The following is a 14291-nucleotide window of genomic DNA, read 5'->3' as shown; positions in this document are numbered from 1 at the left end:
GGGGCCGCTCGGGCGCGGTGCAGGCCCGGCGACCCGAGCTGAATCGACGTCGTCTTCTGAGTCGGGAGCGAGGGCGTTATCTGGGGTGGACGGCGGGTCAACCATGATCGAAGCTCCGATTTTGCCGTACGTCTGATAGGGTTCAACTATGGAGTTTTGGCGACATCCTGGCGACCTCAGGGTGGCGTGCGACCGGGCTCGTGCGGGAGGGAGCCGCGTCGGCCTCGTCCCGACGATGGGCGCGCTCCACGCAGGCCACCTCGCCTTGATCACGGAGGCGCGGCGGAGGACGGACTTCGTGGCCGTGACCATCTTCGTCAACCCGACCCAGTTCGGCGCGGGGGAAGACCTGGCGCGCTACCCGCGGACGCTCGAGCGAGACCTCGCCGCCTGCGCGGAGGCCGGCGCCGACGGCGTGTTCGCGCCGGACGTCGCGGCGATGTACCCGCCCGGCGAGGAGACGCGCGTGCGCGTCGGCGCGACCGCGGGCCCGCTCTGCGGCGTCCATCGGCCCGTGCACTTCGAGGGCGTCGCCACCGTGGTGACGAAGCTGCTCTCGCTCGCTGGCCCGTGCGTCGCCGTCTTCGGCCGGAAGGACTACCAGCAGCTCCAGGTCATCCGGCGGCTCGTCGCCGACCTGTTCCTCCCCGTCGAGATCGTCGGTGCCACGACGGTGCGCGAGCCGGACGGCCTCGCGATGTCGTCGCGGAACGCCTACCTCTCTCCCGAGCAGCGGCGCGCGGCGCGCGCCATCCCGCTCGCCCTCGCCGGCGCGTGCCGCGCCTTCGCCCGCGGCGAGCGGCGCGCCGCGGCGCTCCTCGAGCCCGCGCGCGCGCGCCTCGCGGCCGCCGCGACGAGCGTCGATTACGTGGACCTCGCCGATCCCGAGTCCCTGGCGATCTGGAGCGACTCCGCGGCGATCGGCGATCGGGCGCTGCTGGCGGTCGCCGTCCGCGTCGGGACGACGCGGCTCATCGACAACGTCGTGCTCGGGGAGGACGCGCCGCCCGTCGCGGAGTCGAGCGAGGAGGCGAGCTAGATGCCGAAGACGAGAGGTGGGCAAGAGAGCCCCGCGTCGCGCCCGGCGGGGGAGGCCGGCCGTGGCGTCTTCGTGGTGTTCGAGGGCATCGACGGCGCCGGCACGAGCACGCAGGCCGAGCGCTACGCGGCGCACCTCAGGGCGGCGCGGCGCATGGTGCACGTCACCCGAGAGCCGAGCGCCGGGCCGGTGGGCGCGCTGCTCCGGCAGGTCCTGACCCACCGGATCTCGCTCCCCGGCGCCCGACAGGCGGAGATCATGGCGCTCCTCTTCTCGGCCGATCGCCTCGATCACCTCGGCGCCGAGGTCGAGCCGCTCCTCCGCGACGGGTACGTCGTGATCTCGGATCGCTACGACCTGTCGAGCCTGGCCTACCAGTCCACGACGGCGGGCGAGGACGGGGCGGGCTCCGGGGCGATCGTCGAATGGATCCGTGAGCTCAACCGCCACGCCCTGAGGCCCGACGTCACGGTGGTGATCGACGTGGCGCCCGAGATCGCCGAGAAGCGCCGCCGCGGCCGCGGGGGGGCGGAGGAGCTGTTCGAGAAGACCGAGCTGCAGGCGCGGCTCGCGGAGGCATACCGCCGGGCGGAGGAGCTCGTCCCGGGGGACAGGGTCATCCATATCGACGGGGATGGCGCGGTCGACGAGGTCGCCCGGGCGATCACGGCGGCGCTCTCGGCCGTCGTGGAGCGGTGAGCCAGAGCCTCCGCTCGAACATCGGAGTCGAGCTGCCGAGGGCGCAAGGTCCCTGAGCCTCCCCGCGCCCCCGTCGCGGGCTCTACGGGCAAGCCGCGTTCGCGATCTCCACATCGTCGACGTTCCAGCTCGACACGGTATCGACGAAGGCTTCCCGCCCGATCTCGTAGCCGAAGCGGACGCGCAGGCCGGCGTTCTTGTAGGGCGTCAGGTCATGGACGACCTTCGTCCAGGCCGAGTCGCGGACACCCGGGTACGCCCCCGACTCGAAGAGCACCTTCCAGCGGACGCCGTCATAGACCTCGACGCGGTTCGTCATGTGAGGCGCCTCATCGCTGTTCAGGAGACGCCAGAACGTCAGGTACACGCCGCCCGCGACATCGGCGTTGACGACCGGGCTCGTCAGGTAGAAGTACGGGTGGACCCCGAGAGGCGCGTTCCCTCCGATGACCACGCCGGCCACCCCGTTGTCGGACGTCGCCGTGTGATCGAGCGCCGGATCGGCGTGCCCGTAGGTCTGCCCGGTTGACGCCTTCGCCGCGCCGATCTGCCAGGTCGGACCGAGCTCCCATCCGGCCCCGTCGCTCTCGAACGTATCCCGGAAATAGACCACCGGCGCCGCCGCGGCGGCGCCGCCCTGACAGACGCCAGCCAGGCAGGACTCCCCCACGGTGCACGAGTCGCTGTCGATGCAGACCCCGCCGTCGGGAACCGGGCGCGCCGTGCACACCCCGGCCTCGCTGCAGACGCCGCGCGTGCAACCGACCGCCTGCGAGAGGCACGACTCCCCCGGGGTGGGGATGGAAATACAGGCGCCGCTCTCGTCACAGACGCCACGATTGCACTCGTCGGTCCCAGAGAGGCAGGCGCCGCCCTGTCCGATCGGCTCAGCATAGCAATTGCCAGAGCCCGGATCACAGGCGCCATCGTTGCACCCGACGCTCAGCGCGCTGCAGTCCTTCGGGACGCCCCCCTCGCAACGGCCGCTCTGGCAGGTCTTGCCGACCATGCAGAGATCGCCGGAGTCCGCGCACGGCGCCCCCTCGTTCCCCGGAACCGCCTCGCACGCACCGGTGGCCGGGTCGCACGCACCAACATGACAGGAGTCCGGTATGTGGAAGAAGAAGCAGTCCCGCGGCGTCCCGACGCAGGCGCCGTCCAGGCACGCCGCGTCGAGGAGACAGCGGTCTTCCGTCGCGCACGGGACCCCGTTCGCCCTCGGCTCCACCCCGCAGCGAGGCGCGCCGCCCGCGTCGACGCACGTGACCACGTGACAGGCGTCCGGCGCGAGGCCGCAGTCCTCCTGGGCCCCGCCCTGACAGACCCCCTCCTCGCACACCTCGCCGACCGTGCAGGCGTCCCTGTCGTCACAGGGCTCCCCGCCCGCGCTGGGGACGAGCTCGCAATCACGCGTCGCCTCGTTGCAGACGGCCATGACACATTGCGAGGTCGGAACGAGCGAGCAGTCGATCCGGCACGGCGCGCCGTCGCCGCCTGCGCCGCCCCCTCCGCTCGAGACAGCCGCCCCAGCGGCGCCGCCGGCCCCCGCCGGGCCCGAGCTGCCCGCGGATGTCGCAGTCGAACAGCCGAGATCCGTCAGGGCGACAGCGGAAACTACCCATGGAATCCACCTAGTCATGTTCGCCTCTTTCCAGCAAGCGTGACGCACCTCGTGGGAATTACGCGTCCTTCGCGGCTGCGCAAGGAAACATGATGTTCCGGCGCGCGAGCACCCGGAACGGTCGGCGCGATCAGCGACGAGCAAAGACGTCGGGCCCCGCCGCGCCGGCGCGCGCACGAGACCATGAGTGCGACGAGAGCTGCGACAAGCAACGAGAGCTGCGACAAGCGACGAGAGCCGCGACAAGCGACGAAAGAAGAGAGAGCAACGACAGCACGACACGAGCCGGGCTTACAAACCGGAGAGCCCCTATCGCGCCTCGATCGAGAGCTGCATACACTGACGAGATCGTCTCGGAGCTCGGCCACCCCTCGATAGACAGACCACTTCGCGCGTGAGCCCCGCGGCAGCGAGCCACGTCGCGCCCATTTTCAGAGGAGCGCAGAGATGTCCTTCCGACGTCATTTCGTGTTTGCCCCTTTCCTCGTCGCCGCCGGGATCGCGGCGCAGTCGAGCGGCTGCGCGGCCACCGAGGACGAGAAGCCGGCGAGGATCCCCCGGCCGGATGACGCCGCGAGCGGAGGCGGCGGCTCGTTCGGCGTGAGCAGCGCGAGCGGAGACACGTCGCTCGGCGAGGGGGGTGGGCTCGGCGGCGCCGGCGAGGGCGGCCTCGGGGAGGGGTCCTCCTGCGCCCAGGCGAGCGCGGAGGCCACGCTCCTGCCGCTCGATATGCTCATCCTGCTCGACCGATCCGGCAGCATGCTCGGCTCGAAATGGGTCGGCGTCACGAACGCGCTCTCGGCGTTCGTGACCGACGCCGCCTCGGCCGGGATGAACGTGGGGCTGACCTACTTCCCGCGGAGCAGCAATGGGCAGAGCGACTGCAACCACACGAGCTACGACGAGCTCGCGGTCGCCATCGGCGAGCTGCCGGTGAACACGCCGGAGCTCACCGCCTCCATCCAGAGCACCTCGCCGGGCGGCGGGACGCCCATGCGCCCGGCGCTCCAGGGGGTGCTCATGAACGCGACCGCCTACAAGGACGCGAACCCTTCCCACAAGGTGATCGTGGTGCTCGCGACCGACGGCGATCCCTCGGGCTGCTCCGGAAACACCGTCGCGAGCACCGCGGAGATGGCGCAGAGGGCCCTCCGCTACAACGGCGTCCAGACCTACGTCGTCGCGGTGCAAGGCTCGACGCTCACCAACCTGGACCAGATCGCCGCCGCCGGCGGGACGACCCGCGCGTTCGACGTCACGGCGGACATCACGGCGTTCTCGGCGAAGATGGCCGAGATCCGCGCGTCGGCGCTCCCGTGCGAGCTCCTCATCCCCGCGCCGCCCGCGGGCGCCGTCCTCGACACGAGCCGGGTCGCGGTCAGGTTCGCGCCCGAGAGCGCGAGCCCGCTGGAGGTCCCGAAGGCGGACGATGCAGCGGACTGCGGCACGGGGCCGGGGTGGTATTACGACAACGAGGTGCTCCCGAAGAAGATCATCCTCTGCCCCGCGTCCTGCACGACGGTGCAACACGAGGTGCGCGCGGAGCTCGACGTGCTCTTCGGGTGCGCGCCGACGCTGAACTGAGCCGCGCGGGCCCCACACCCGCCGCCCGCGCGGGGCTCACGGCCGCTTCGGCGCCGCCGCCTTCAGGGCGTCGAGCGCGGCGAGGAGCTCGGCCTCGGTGAACGGGAGCCTCGCCAGGGCCGCCTGCTCGTCGGCGAGCGCGAGCTCTATCTCGCGCTGCGCGTCGCGGGCGCGGAGGACCCACGCCGACGACTCCCCGGTGCGGTCGCCGAGGCGCACGGTGCCGGCGAGCATCTTCTGCCCCTTCTCCAGGAGCACGCGGTAGCGCAGGCGCATCGCCCCCTCGAACAGCTGCCTCTCCCTCGGGGTGTCGGCGCTCCGCGGCGGCGGGACCTGCATCACGTCGCGGTGGAGCTCCTTGTAGAGCTGCCCGATGCGGTAACCCGCCATCGCCGACCAGTGGGCGTCGAGGCTGCGCATGGCCTCGGTGTAGGCGCTCTGCGCGTCGAGCAGCCCCTGGCAGCGGCGCTCGAGCGCCTCGGCGAAGCTCGCCGGCACAGGCACGAAGGAGATCGCCTCGCTCCGGCGCCGCCGCACCTCGCCGAGCGCGAAGCTCACCTGCGCGAGCTCGATCGGCGGCTTGCCGGACTCGCCCAGCCGGTGCTCCTCGATGAGATCGCGCGCGAGCGCGACCTGACGCGCCGCCTCCTCCACGAGATCCTGCTCGACCAGGCCGAGCGCGAGCGCGCCGCGCGCCTCGATCGCCTCCAGCACGCTCAGATCGCCGAGGCGGAGCAGGCGGCGCGACACCTCGACGAGCTCGGGCCACCGCTCGAGGGCGGCCGCCGCGCGCGCGAGCCGGAAGAGCGCGCCGCGCGCGACCGCGTGGTCCGGGAAGCGCTGCGTGACCTCGCGGTAGCGCTCGGCCGCGAGCGCGCGGTCGCCGAGCGCCTCGTGCGCGAGCCCGGCGTTGAACAGGCTCGGGGGCGCGACCTCGCCGCCCGGCGAGAGGCGGGCGAGCCGCTCGAACAGGGGCGCCGCCTCACGCGCCTTGTCGGCCAGGAGCAGCGCGCGCGCCCGCTCGAACTCCGCCGCGAGCTCGGCGTCCGAGTAAGGCGACACGACGACCGGCGCGAGCTCGACCGGCGCGCGCGCCGAGGCCGGCTGCGGCGATCGCGCCGGCGCCGGCACGTTGGCCTCCGAAGTGCATCCGCCCAGGACGACCGCAAGGGCCAGAAGGGCGACCGTGGTGGCGCAGGAAGTCGACATTGCCGGGGAAGAATAGCCCCACGCTCGAGGTTGTTCCGCAACGTGCATGGACGGAGAGTCCGGCCCGGCCGTCCGGGACACCGGTGGATTGCTGTACGCCGTAGGGCAATCCCTGACTACAAACGGCTGCTCTGTGAAATTGCAGAATGGCCTCGCCCGACAAAAAGCCTGCATGGATCCGCCATGTTGCGGTAATCTCGCATTCGTTCATCAGGCCGCTGTCTCGGCGTGTAGCTCGGTCGGCGGCGTTCTCCTCTCCAGCGACGATCAGAACGAGGGCTTCTGTTGTGGGCCCTCGAAGGCATCACGGCCCCGTTGTGGGGCCTTGGAGGTGGGCACATGAAGCATCAGATCATCTCTCCTCGCGCGGTGACTGGAATCGGCACGGAGCAGCGGCTGAGCATGGCGGAAGCGCGTCATCGCGAGCTCGACTCACGCCTCAGGCAGCTGGGTCGACGGGCGTTCCTGACACCGGGGGAGAGAATGGAAGCTGCCCAGCTCAAGAAACGTAAGCTCGCCGCGAAGGACGAGATCGAATCCCTGCGCCGGCGGTTGTCGTAGCGAGCGACCCCTCGCCGACCCTCGATCCTGCGCCACACACGGCGCACCCCCCGCCCCTTTCCGTTCCATTCCAGACACCCCGCGCGCCCACGCAATGGGCCGCTCGCACGCTGCGCGCGTCGCACGGATCTGCGCGCGCTGCTGGGACGCGCGCGCGCCCGATCGCCACGGCGGACGTGCCGGCGGGGACGCGCGCACGCAATGCGATGCTCGCCCCCGGTTCGATGCCCGCGAGGCGCGACGAGCGGGGACGTCAGCGCGCGGCGGTCAGAGCGTGGGCGCCGACGGCTCCGACTCCGACGGCGGCTCCTCGGGCGACGCGGGAGCGTCGGACGACGGCGCGGCGCCCCCCTCGGGCAGCGCCTCGGCGCCGCCGTACACGTCGCGGTTGAGGTCCGCGAGCGTCTCGGTCAGGCGGTTCTTCTGCTCGCTGGTGATGCCGCCGGGGGCCAGCTTCTCGGTCGCCGCGGCGAGCCCGAGCCAGTGGCGCGCGTTGTCGCGGTAGCCCTTGCGCGGATCGGCGACGCCGGTGCCCTGCGGCGCGAGCTCGGCCAGCCGGTAGTCCGTCATGCCCCGGAGGTAGGCGTACTGCGCCCGCTCCGGGACCGAGAACGAGTCCTGATCGTGCTCGAGCACCCGGAACAGCGCCAGCGCCTGCTCGAACCGGTTCGCCTCGTAGTGGCTGCGGGCGCGATCGAGATCCTGCGTGTAGGTCGCGCAACCCGACGCAAGGGCGAAGGACGAGAGAAGGAGGACGCACGGGACCAGGCGGCGCATGCGCGCAGGGTATCCCCCGTGTCGCCGGGCGATCAAGCACGAAGGCAGCGCGCCACACACCACGCGCCGCGCTGGCCGCTGACGCAGGCCTCGCCGCCGCGCGGCGCTCGGCATCCAGCGGATCGCCGTCAGCGCAGGAGCGTCGCGGCGAGCACGCCGCTCACCGCGAGCAGCGCGATCGCCAGCAGGACGACCGCCCAGACGAGGCCGCGCGCGGGCGCAACAGGGCGCGCGGCCGCGACCGCGCCCGGCCCCGTCGCCGACGACAGGGGGGCGACCGGGGGCTGCGGCGCAGCCGGGGGCTGCGGCGCAGCGGCGACCGGCGCCTGCCCGTCGCTCGAGGGCAAGGCCACCGTGTCGCCTGTCTCCCACATCCCGACAGGGGGGCGCACGGCCGAGGGCGGCTTGCCGTCCGGGAGGCCCGCGGAGGAGCCGCGATCCATCGAGTCGGCGACGCCCGACGCCACCATGAACGCCTCGGAGAGCTCCCGGGCCGAGGCGAAGCGCGCGTCCGGCTCGACGGCGAGCGCCTTCCGCATCCAGGCCTCGACCTCCACCGGGATGCCAGCGCCCGGCGCCGCCGCGGTCAGCGCGGGCGGGGGCGTGCCCAGGATCTTGGCGATGAGCGGCCCGAGCGCCGGGGCGGTGAAAGGACGTTCCCCCGTGAGACACTCGTAGACCACGACGCCCAGGGACCAGAGATCGGACCGGTGATCGACGCTCTTCAGGCCTTTCGCCTGCTCCGGGCTCATGTAGTAGGGCGTCCCGAGGAGCGCCCCCGTGCGCGTGGGATCCATGCCGGTGATGGCGAGCGCGTCTGTCACCTTCGCCACGCCGAAGTCGAGGATCTTGACGATCTCCCCATCATCCTCGCGCGCGATAAAGAGGTTCTCCGGCTTGATGTCGCGATGGACGAGCCCGACCTCGTGGGCGCGCGAGAGGGCGCGGCAGACGTGAGAGACGATCGTCGCCGTCTCCGCCGGCGTCAGGCGCCGGCGCGCGGAGAGGCGATCGCGCAGGCTCTCGCCCGCCAGACACTCCATCGCGATGTACGGTAATCCATCGTCGGTGAGGCCATGGTCGAGCACCTTGACCACATGGGCGCTGCGGATCCGCGCCGCGATCTGCGCCTCACGGTCGAAGCGCGCCCGGGCGGTCGCGTTCTTCGCGGTCTCGACGTCGATGAGCTTGATGGCCACCGGCGTGCGCAGCGACAGGTGCTCTGCCAGCCACACCGAGCCCATTCCGCCCCTGCCGAGGAGCCGGGCAAGGCGGTACTTCCCGGCGATGCGTTGACCTTCCATGGCGCGGGAGCAGGGTAACGCGGGGCGCGCTCGCCGTCAGTACGGGAGTTGATCGACGATCCCCCGCGCTTGCGTCGTCGGCGCCGACGGCTCCGGCGGCGGTGTCGCCGGTGTCGCCGGCGCCTTCAGCGTGCCAGAGAGCGCGCTCGGTGAGGGCCGCCTGGACGACGACGCAGCGGAGGGCGCGACGCCCGCGACCGCAGGCGCGTCCCGAGCGGGAGGGGGCGGAGCGGGCGAGCTCGGCATGGATGCTGGAGGCACCGCGACCGCCGCGGGCGGCGGCTCCACCACCGCTTCCGCCGAGACGGGGACCGGAGCGGCAGGCCCGCCCAGCGGCGGGGGGCGGAGCGCAGCGAGCGCCGCCACGAAGGCCACCGCGAGGAGCGCCGCGAACGCGAACGCCCTCTTCAGCGATCTCGCGCGCCCGCCGGGGGCCGCGAGGGCCGGAGGCGCCGCGACGGCTCCCGAGCTCGGAGACGCGGCGAGCGGCGCGAGCGCGCCGACGACCTTGCCTCCCGCGAGCGCGCCCGCCGACGTGGGATCGGTGTAGCGGCCGAGTACCTCGACGAGCGGCCCCAGATCGTCGAGCCGATCCTCACGCCGCTTTTGCAGGCAGCGGTCGAGCACCCCGGCGACGTCCGCGGGCAGGTCGGGCACGGCCGAGCGGATCGACGGCACCTCGCGCTGCAGGAACGCCGTGTACATCTCGCCGAGGTTCTCGAACTCGAGCGGCCTCCGGCCGGTGAGCGCCTCGAAGAGGATGACGCCCATCGCCCAGATGTCCGCGCGATGATCGATGTCCTTCTCGCTCATCGCCTGCTCGAACGACATGTAATGAGGCGTCCCGAGGATCGAGCCGGTGCTGGTGTTGCCTCCCTGCGTCTCCGAGCTGATGGAGGTCGGGTCGAGCACCTTGGCGATCCCGAAGTCCAGCACCTTGGGCACGCACCCGCCGGCCTGCGGCTCCGAGAGGAAGATGTTGTCCGGCTTGAGGTCGCGGTGCACGATCCCCTTCTCGTGCGCGGCGCGGAGCGCGGAGGCGACCGGCACGAGGAGGCGCGCCGCCTCGAACAGCTGCAGGGCGCCCCTGCGCTTGCGCAGCCCGGAGAGCGGCTCGCCGCGGAGCAGCTCCATGACCATCACGGGCGCGTGGTCCTCCTCGAAGACGTCGAGCACCTCGATCACGTTCGGGTGCTGGATCGCGGTCGCCGCCTTGGCCTCGCGGAGGAAGCGCCGGGTCTGCGCGGCGTCGACGACGCCGCGGATCATCTTGAGCGCGACGTCGCGCCCGGTGCCGACGTTCCTGGCCGCGTACACCTCGCCCATCCCGCCGCGGCCGATGAGGCGCTCGATCCGGAAGCGCCCGGCGATGATCTTGCCGGCCGGGAGGGAGCCCTGGAGATCGTCCGACACGAGCGGCAGCGTACCGTGGTTCCCAGCCGGACGCAGCGGTTCGCGGTCGCCGGCCGGCCCCGATCCGCATCCGCGGCAGCGCGGTCACATCGGCTGCGCGCAGCGGAAGCCGGTGGCCGGGTTGAACGCCGACGCCCTCTCATGGCTGCGCGCCGTGGCCCGGGCCCCCAGCTTGTAACCCGACCAGGAGCTCCCGCGATAAGAGAAGCCCGGCGCCGCGCCGGGGGCCGGCTCGCGACACACCGGATCGACGAGGAGCGGCCCGCCCGACTGCCAGCAAGGCGCGGCGTAGGGAGCGAAGGTGTCGGCCACCCACTCGGACATGCTCCCGGCGAGGTTCCGGATGCCAAGGGCGGTCACGTCGCTCGGGGCGCCTCCGGCGACAGGCCCCCAGGGCACCGGCGCGTCGAGCGGGCGACAGCCGGAGTTCTCGAACACGTCCTGGTCGACCTCCCCGCTGCCCCGGCCCCGGCCGAGGAGCGCCATCGCGCAGAGATCCCCGCCGTTGCCCCAGGGATAGGCGGTCTCGTCATCGAGGTTGCCGGCCGCGTACTCCCATTCCGCCTCGGTGGGGAGCCGCAAACCCCGCGCGGAACAGGCCTCCTCCGCCAGCGCGTGAGTGACGCAGTTGATGGGCAGCGCGTCGTTCGCGCCGTCGGACGCGCCGAGGTACGTGCAAGCGCCCAGGTCCGACCCCGGCGCGTCGATGTCCCTGGCAACGGGCGCGGATCGGATCTGCCCTGTCGCCACGAGCTCCCGGACCGCGCCCACGGTCACCTCGTCCGCGTCGAGGGCGAACGCGCCGAGCTGCACGAGGCGCTCGGGCTGGCTCAGCTCGTCGAGATCGACGGTGTATCCGGGTCGCGGCGTCCCGAGAAGGAAGACCCCTCCGGGCACACACACCATCCCCGCCGGCGCCGGCCCCTGGCAGGGTACCGGGGCCGCGCTCGGCCAGGAGCCGGGCTCGGGCCGGGCGCCGACCTCGGAGAGCAGCGGGAGCACCGGCTCCGGCCCGAGCGCGCCCGCCTCCGGGTCGCAGGTCGCGCGCTGCTCGGGGAGGCTCGGGACGCCGAAGCAGCGCATGGACAGATCGAGGGCCACGCGCGTCTCGCCATCGAGCGGCGGGAGCCTGGCCACGGCGTCGATCAGCGCCGGACCGTGAGGAAGGCCGTCGGGGCCCGCCTGCTCGGCCCGGTAGAGCCGCGCGCGGACCCGCACGGCGGAGCCTTCCTCCCGCGGGACCACGCCGAAGCTGACGGGCAGGCTGTCCGGCCCATCCACGCCGATGAGGCGCATGCACCCGGTGCAGATCGCGCCCTCGCCCATCACCTCGAGCAGCAGGTGATCACCGAACCGGGGCGCCGGGGCGTCCGTGGAGACGCTGACGAGCCACTGGCGAGGCTCGGGCTCGCACGCCGAGAGCGCCGAGAGCAGAAACCCGGCGGCCGCGAGCGCCGTCGACAGGCCACGAGCCGTCACGGCGCACCTCCCGCGTAGACGCACCGGAAGCCGTGAAGCGAGTCCAGGACATCCCCTCTCCGGAACGCGGGCCTCGTGTTCGCGGGGCCGCTGGCCCAGTCTCCCCCGCGGGCGGCGTGCGCGTTGATGCCGTCATCGTCGCAGCGGGGCTCGACGAAGATCCCGGGCGCGCTCCAGCAGCCCTCTCCGTACGGAACCAGCTTGTCGGCGCACAGCTCGCTCAGGCTCCCGCCGAGATCCAGGACGCCATCCCTGGAGCTGTCGCCCAGGCCACCGCACGTCGCCGAGGGCCGATGCGAGCCGACCTCCTCCGGCCCCGGATCGCCAGGGCACAGCGTCCCCCGCCCGGCGCTCGCCGTACAGCACGCGGGAGACGCGTCACCCCAGGGATAGATTCGCCCCTGCCCTCGACCCCGCGCGGCGTGCTCCCACTGCGCCTCCGTCGGCAGATCACCGCCGCTCGCGCTGCACGCCTCCCGGGCAAGGCGCCACGAGATGCAGTTGAGGGGATATCCGTCGTTCGCTCCGTCGGCGGCGCCAAGCCAGCGGCAGTCTGCGAGCCCTGCCCTGCTCGGATCAGGCCCGGCGAGGTCATCGCCCTCGGCGTGGAGGAGCCCCTCGTTCAGCAGCGCACGGAGACGGCCGACCGTGAACTCCGTCCTGTCCATGAAGAACGGGCCCACATGCACCGGCCGCGGCGGCACGACCGAGACATAGCTCTGCTCGTCGACCCCGGCGAGCTCGGCCTGGCCGATGACGCTGAATCCGCCGGGGATGCAGACGGCATCGGCGCCCTCGGGCGCGGCGCCGCAGGGGACCTCCCGCGCGCGCGACCACGTGCCGGCGCGCGTCGCGCCCATCTCTGCCCCTGATCCGACGAGGACACCCTCCGATGGGGCCGCCGTCCGCCTGGAGGCATCGATGCATGTGTGCGGCGGCTTGCGCAGCGACGCGGGCACGCCCAGGCAGTCGGCCGAGAGCGTGAGTTGCGCCGTCTCCACGCCAGACGTCGGGAGCGCGACCTCGATCAGCCGGTCGATGGCGGCCTCTGGCGGAGGATCGATGGTCGAGAACCCCCTCCCCTCGATGGAGTCCTTCCCCCGCGTCGCGACGGCGCCGCGGAACGCCCGGATGCGCAGGCGGAGCACGGCGCTCCCCTCCTCCGGCGCGGCCACCCCGAAGGAGAACGGCCAGGACGAAGGGTCCGGCAAGACGAAGTTCGCCGTGCAGTCGACGTCATCGATGCAGCCGGGGCGCCACGCGCCGTCGAACCCGTCGATGCGCACCGTATCGATGACCGCCTCCGGCGAGATGGAGGGGTCTGCCAGGAGCTGCGCGGCGACCGGCGCGTCGGTGTCCACGACGACGAGGAGCTGCGGTCGCTCTCGCTCGCCGCAGGCGCCGGAGAGCCCCGCCGCAGCGAGACCGACGAGGATCGAGAGCGCGCGTGTCGGTTCGACCACCTGCCGCCTTTCGCCTTTCTCGTTGCCGCCCGACAGGACCCAGGGGTAGTCTCCTCGCTATCATCGAGGAGGGGCGAGGCCAAGAGGGTTCTTTCGCTTCTCCACGCGATTCACGCGATTCACGCGATTCCCCCGAATCACCCGAACATCGCTCTGCCGCTCGCGAGGAGGTTGTATGTCGTGGGTCACCCGGCCAGTGCTCGCCGCGCTCTCCGTAGCCATCGCGGCGGCGCTCTCCCCCGCGTGCGACGGCGATTCCCCATCCGGAGATCCGGGAGCGGCGGCGAGCACGGGATCGGGCGCCGGCGGCGGCAACGGGGGTGGCGGCGGTGAGGCCACGTACGGCGCGAGCGCGTGCGGAACGTGCGTGGAGCAGACAGCGTGCTTGTCCCAGGTGAACGCCTGCGCGGCCGACCCGGGCTGCGCCGCCTACCTCGATTGCCTCGACGCTTGTCCGCTGGGCCCAGGTGGGGACGCGGACATCGCGTGCGAGCAGGCCTGCCCGCCCGTCACCGGCTCTCTGGGCCAGAGCGCGAAGCAGGCCTTCATCGACTGCCGCCTCGCCGGCCCCGGCGCGGAGTGCGCCGGCTGCGGTCAGATCCCCGCCCCGACAGACCCGGATTTCAACCAGACGTGCTCGCCGTCGACGGATCCGAACACCTGCTACAAGTGCGAGGACGAGCGCTGCTGCGAGACCTACCAGGCTTGCAGCGACGACCAGGATTGCCAGGACCTGGTCACGTGCGTCAAGGCGTGCGCCGAGGACCCGGATGATGCGGCCTTCTCGCCCTGCGAGAGCGCCTGTTACCAGGCGCACGCCGCCGGCTACGTCGCCTACAGCCACCGGATGGCGTGTATGCAGTACTTCTGCTTCGACGACGACGCTTGCGGCAACGAGCCGCTGGACCCCTGCGTCAAGTGCCAGAACCTGCACTGCGCCGATGAGATGGCGGCTTGCCAGCACGAGATCGAGTGTGCGTTGCTGGACAACTGCAAGGTCCCATGCGACGTCGCGGACCAGGCCTGTCTCATGGAGTGTGACGCCATGTTCCCGGACGCGGTGGCGACGCACAAGGCCGGGCTCGACTGCGCGCTCGCCCACTGCGAGATCGCTTGCGGCGGGACGGAGTGAGGGGGCGGCC

At 72.4% G+C, this 14291-nt stretch carries 12 protein-coding genes; 5 read left to right on the top strand and 7 right to left on the bottom strand.

Translation table 11 applies throughout. From position 1 onward, the window contains the following. The first annotated feature begins 148 nt into the window (after positions 1 to 148). Together panC and tmk are read left to right on the top strand one after the other, a co-directional pair. Entirely contained in the window at positions 149 to 1039 is an 891-nt protein-coding gene (gene panC, locus WMF46_RS04545; protein ID WP_437984471.1) for a pantoate--beta-alanine ligase, read from the top strand. Next, a complete protein-coding gene (gene tmk, locus WMF46_RS04540) occupies positions 1040 to 1738 on the top strand; it encodes a dTMP kinase (RefSeq protein WP_437549702.1) in 699 nt (232 codons plus the stop codon). Positions 1739 to 1820: 82 nt separating this feature from the next. Here tmk and WMF46_RS04535 read toward each other — a convergent pair whose 3' ends face one another. Next, positions 1821 to 3173: a hypothetical protein gene (locus tag WMF46_RS04535; RefSeq protein ID WP_437984470.1), complete on the bottom strand. Its 1353-nt coding sequence runs from the start codon at positions 3171 to 3173 to the stop codon at positions 1821 to 1823. Positions 3174 to 3806: 633 nt separating this feature from the next. Between WMF46_RS04535 and WMF46_RS04530 the strand changes: the two genes are divergently transcribed. Then, entirely contained in the window at positions 3807 to 4943 is a 1137-nt protein-coding gene (locus WMF46_RS04530) for a vWA domain-containing protein (RefSeq protein ID WP_437984469.1), read from the top strand. Positions 4944 to 4979: 36 nt separating this feature from the next. Here WMF46_RS04530 and WMF46_RS04525 read toward each other — a convergent pair whose 3' ends face one another. Then, the gene (locus WMF46_RS04525) at positions 4980 to 6152 is read right to left on the bottom strand and encodes a tetratricopeptide repeat protein (RefSeq protein ID WP_437984468.1); all 1173 of its coding nucleotides are present in this window, start codon (positions 6150 to 6152) and stop codon (positions 4980 to 4982) included. 339 nt (positions 6153 to 6491) lie between these two features. Between WMF46_RS04525 and WMF46_RS04520 the strand changes: the two genes are divergently transcribed. Further along, the gene (locus WMF46_RS04520) at positions 6492 to 6713 is read left to right on the top strand and encodes a DUF465 domain-containing protein (protein ID WP_437549698.1); all 222 of its coding nucleotides are present in this window, start codon (positions 6492 to 6494) and stop codon (positions 6711 to 6713) included. 267 nt (positions 6714 to 6980) lie between these two features. Here WMF46_RS04520 and WMF46_RS04515 read toward each other — a convergent pair whose 3' ends face one another. From WMF46_RS04515 to WMF46_RS04495, 5 genes are all read right to left on the bottom strand, one after another. Next, on the bottom strand, positions 6981 to 7490 hold the full coding sequence (locus WMF46_RS04515) for a hypothetical protein (RefSeq protein ID WP_437984467.1): 510 nt from the start codon (positions 7488 to 7490) through the stop codon (positions 6981 to 6983). Positions 7491 to 7618: 128 nt separating this feature from the next. Then, a complete protein-coding gene (locus tag WMF46_RS04510; RefSeq protein ID WP_437984466.1) occupies positions 7619 to 8794 on the bottom strand; it encodes a serine/threonine-protein kinase in 1176 nt (391 codons plus the stop codon). A gap of 36 nt (positions 8795 to 8830) precedes the next feature. Next, positions 8831 to 10207 carry a serine/threonine protein kinase gene (locus WMF46_RS04505; RefSeq protein WP_437984465.1) on the bottom strand — a complete coding sequence of 459 codons (1377 nt, stop codon included), beginning with the start codon at positions 10205 to 10207 and terminating at the stop codon, positions 8831 to 8833. Positions 10208 to 10291: 84 nt separating this feature from the next. Continuing rightward, positions 10292 to 11686, bottom strand: coding sequence for a formylglycine-generating enzyme family protein (locus WMF46_RS04500; protein WP_437984464.1), 1395 nt, complete (start codon positions 11684 to 11686; stop codon positions 10292 to 10294). After that, positions 11683 to 13149 (bottom strand): formylglycine-generating enzyme family protein, encoded by a 1467-nt coding sequence (locus WMF46_RS04495; protein WP_437984463.1) that lies wholly within the window; start codon positions 13147 to 13149, stop codon positions 11683 to 11685. Before WMF46_RS04495 ends, WMF46_RS04500 begins: the two co-directional genes overlap by 4 nt. 175 nt (positions 13150 to 13324) lie before the next feature. Between WMF46_RS04495 and WMF46_RS04490 the strand changes: the two genes are divergently transcribed. Further along, positions 13325 to 14281: a hypothetical protein gene (locus WMF46_RS04490; RefSeq protein ID WP_437984462.1), complete on the top strand. Its 957-nt coding sequence runs from the start codon at positions 13325 to 13327 to the stop codon at positions 14279 to 14281. Positions 14282 to 14291 lie beyond the last annotated feature (10 nt).

This window comes from Sorangium sp. So ce117 (assembly GCF_051524395.1).
GTDB classification, from domain to species: domain Bacteria; phylum Myxococcota_A; class Polyangia; order Polyangiales; family Polyangiaceae; genus Sorangium; species Sorangium cellulosum_B.
The sequence above is the reverse complement of the archived record's forward strand: the minus strand, read 5'-3'. Positions and strand labels throughout refer to the sequence as shown.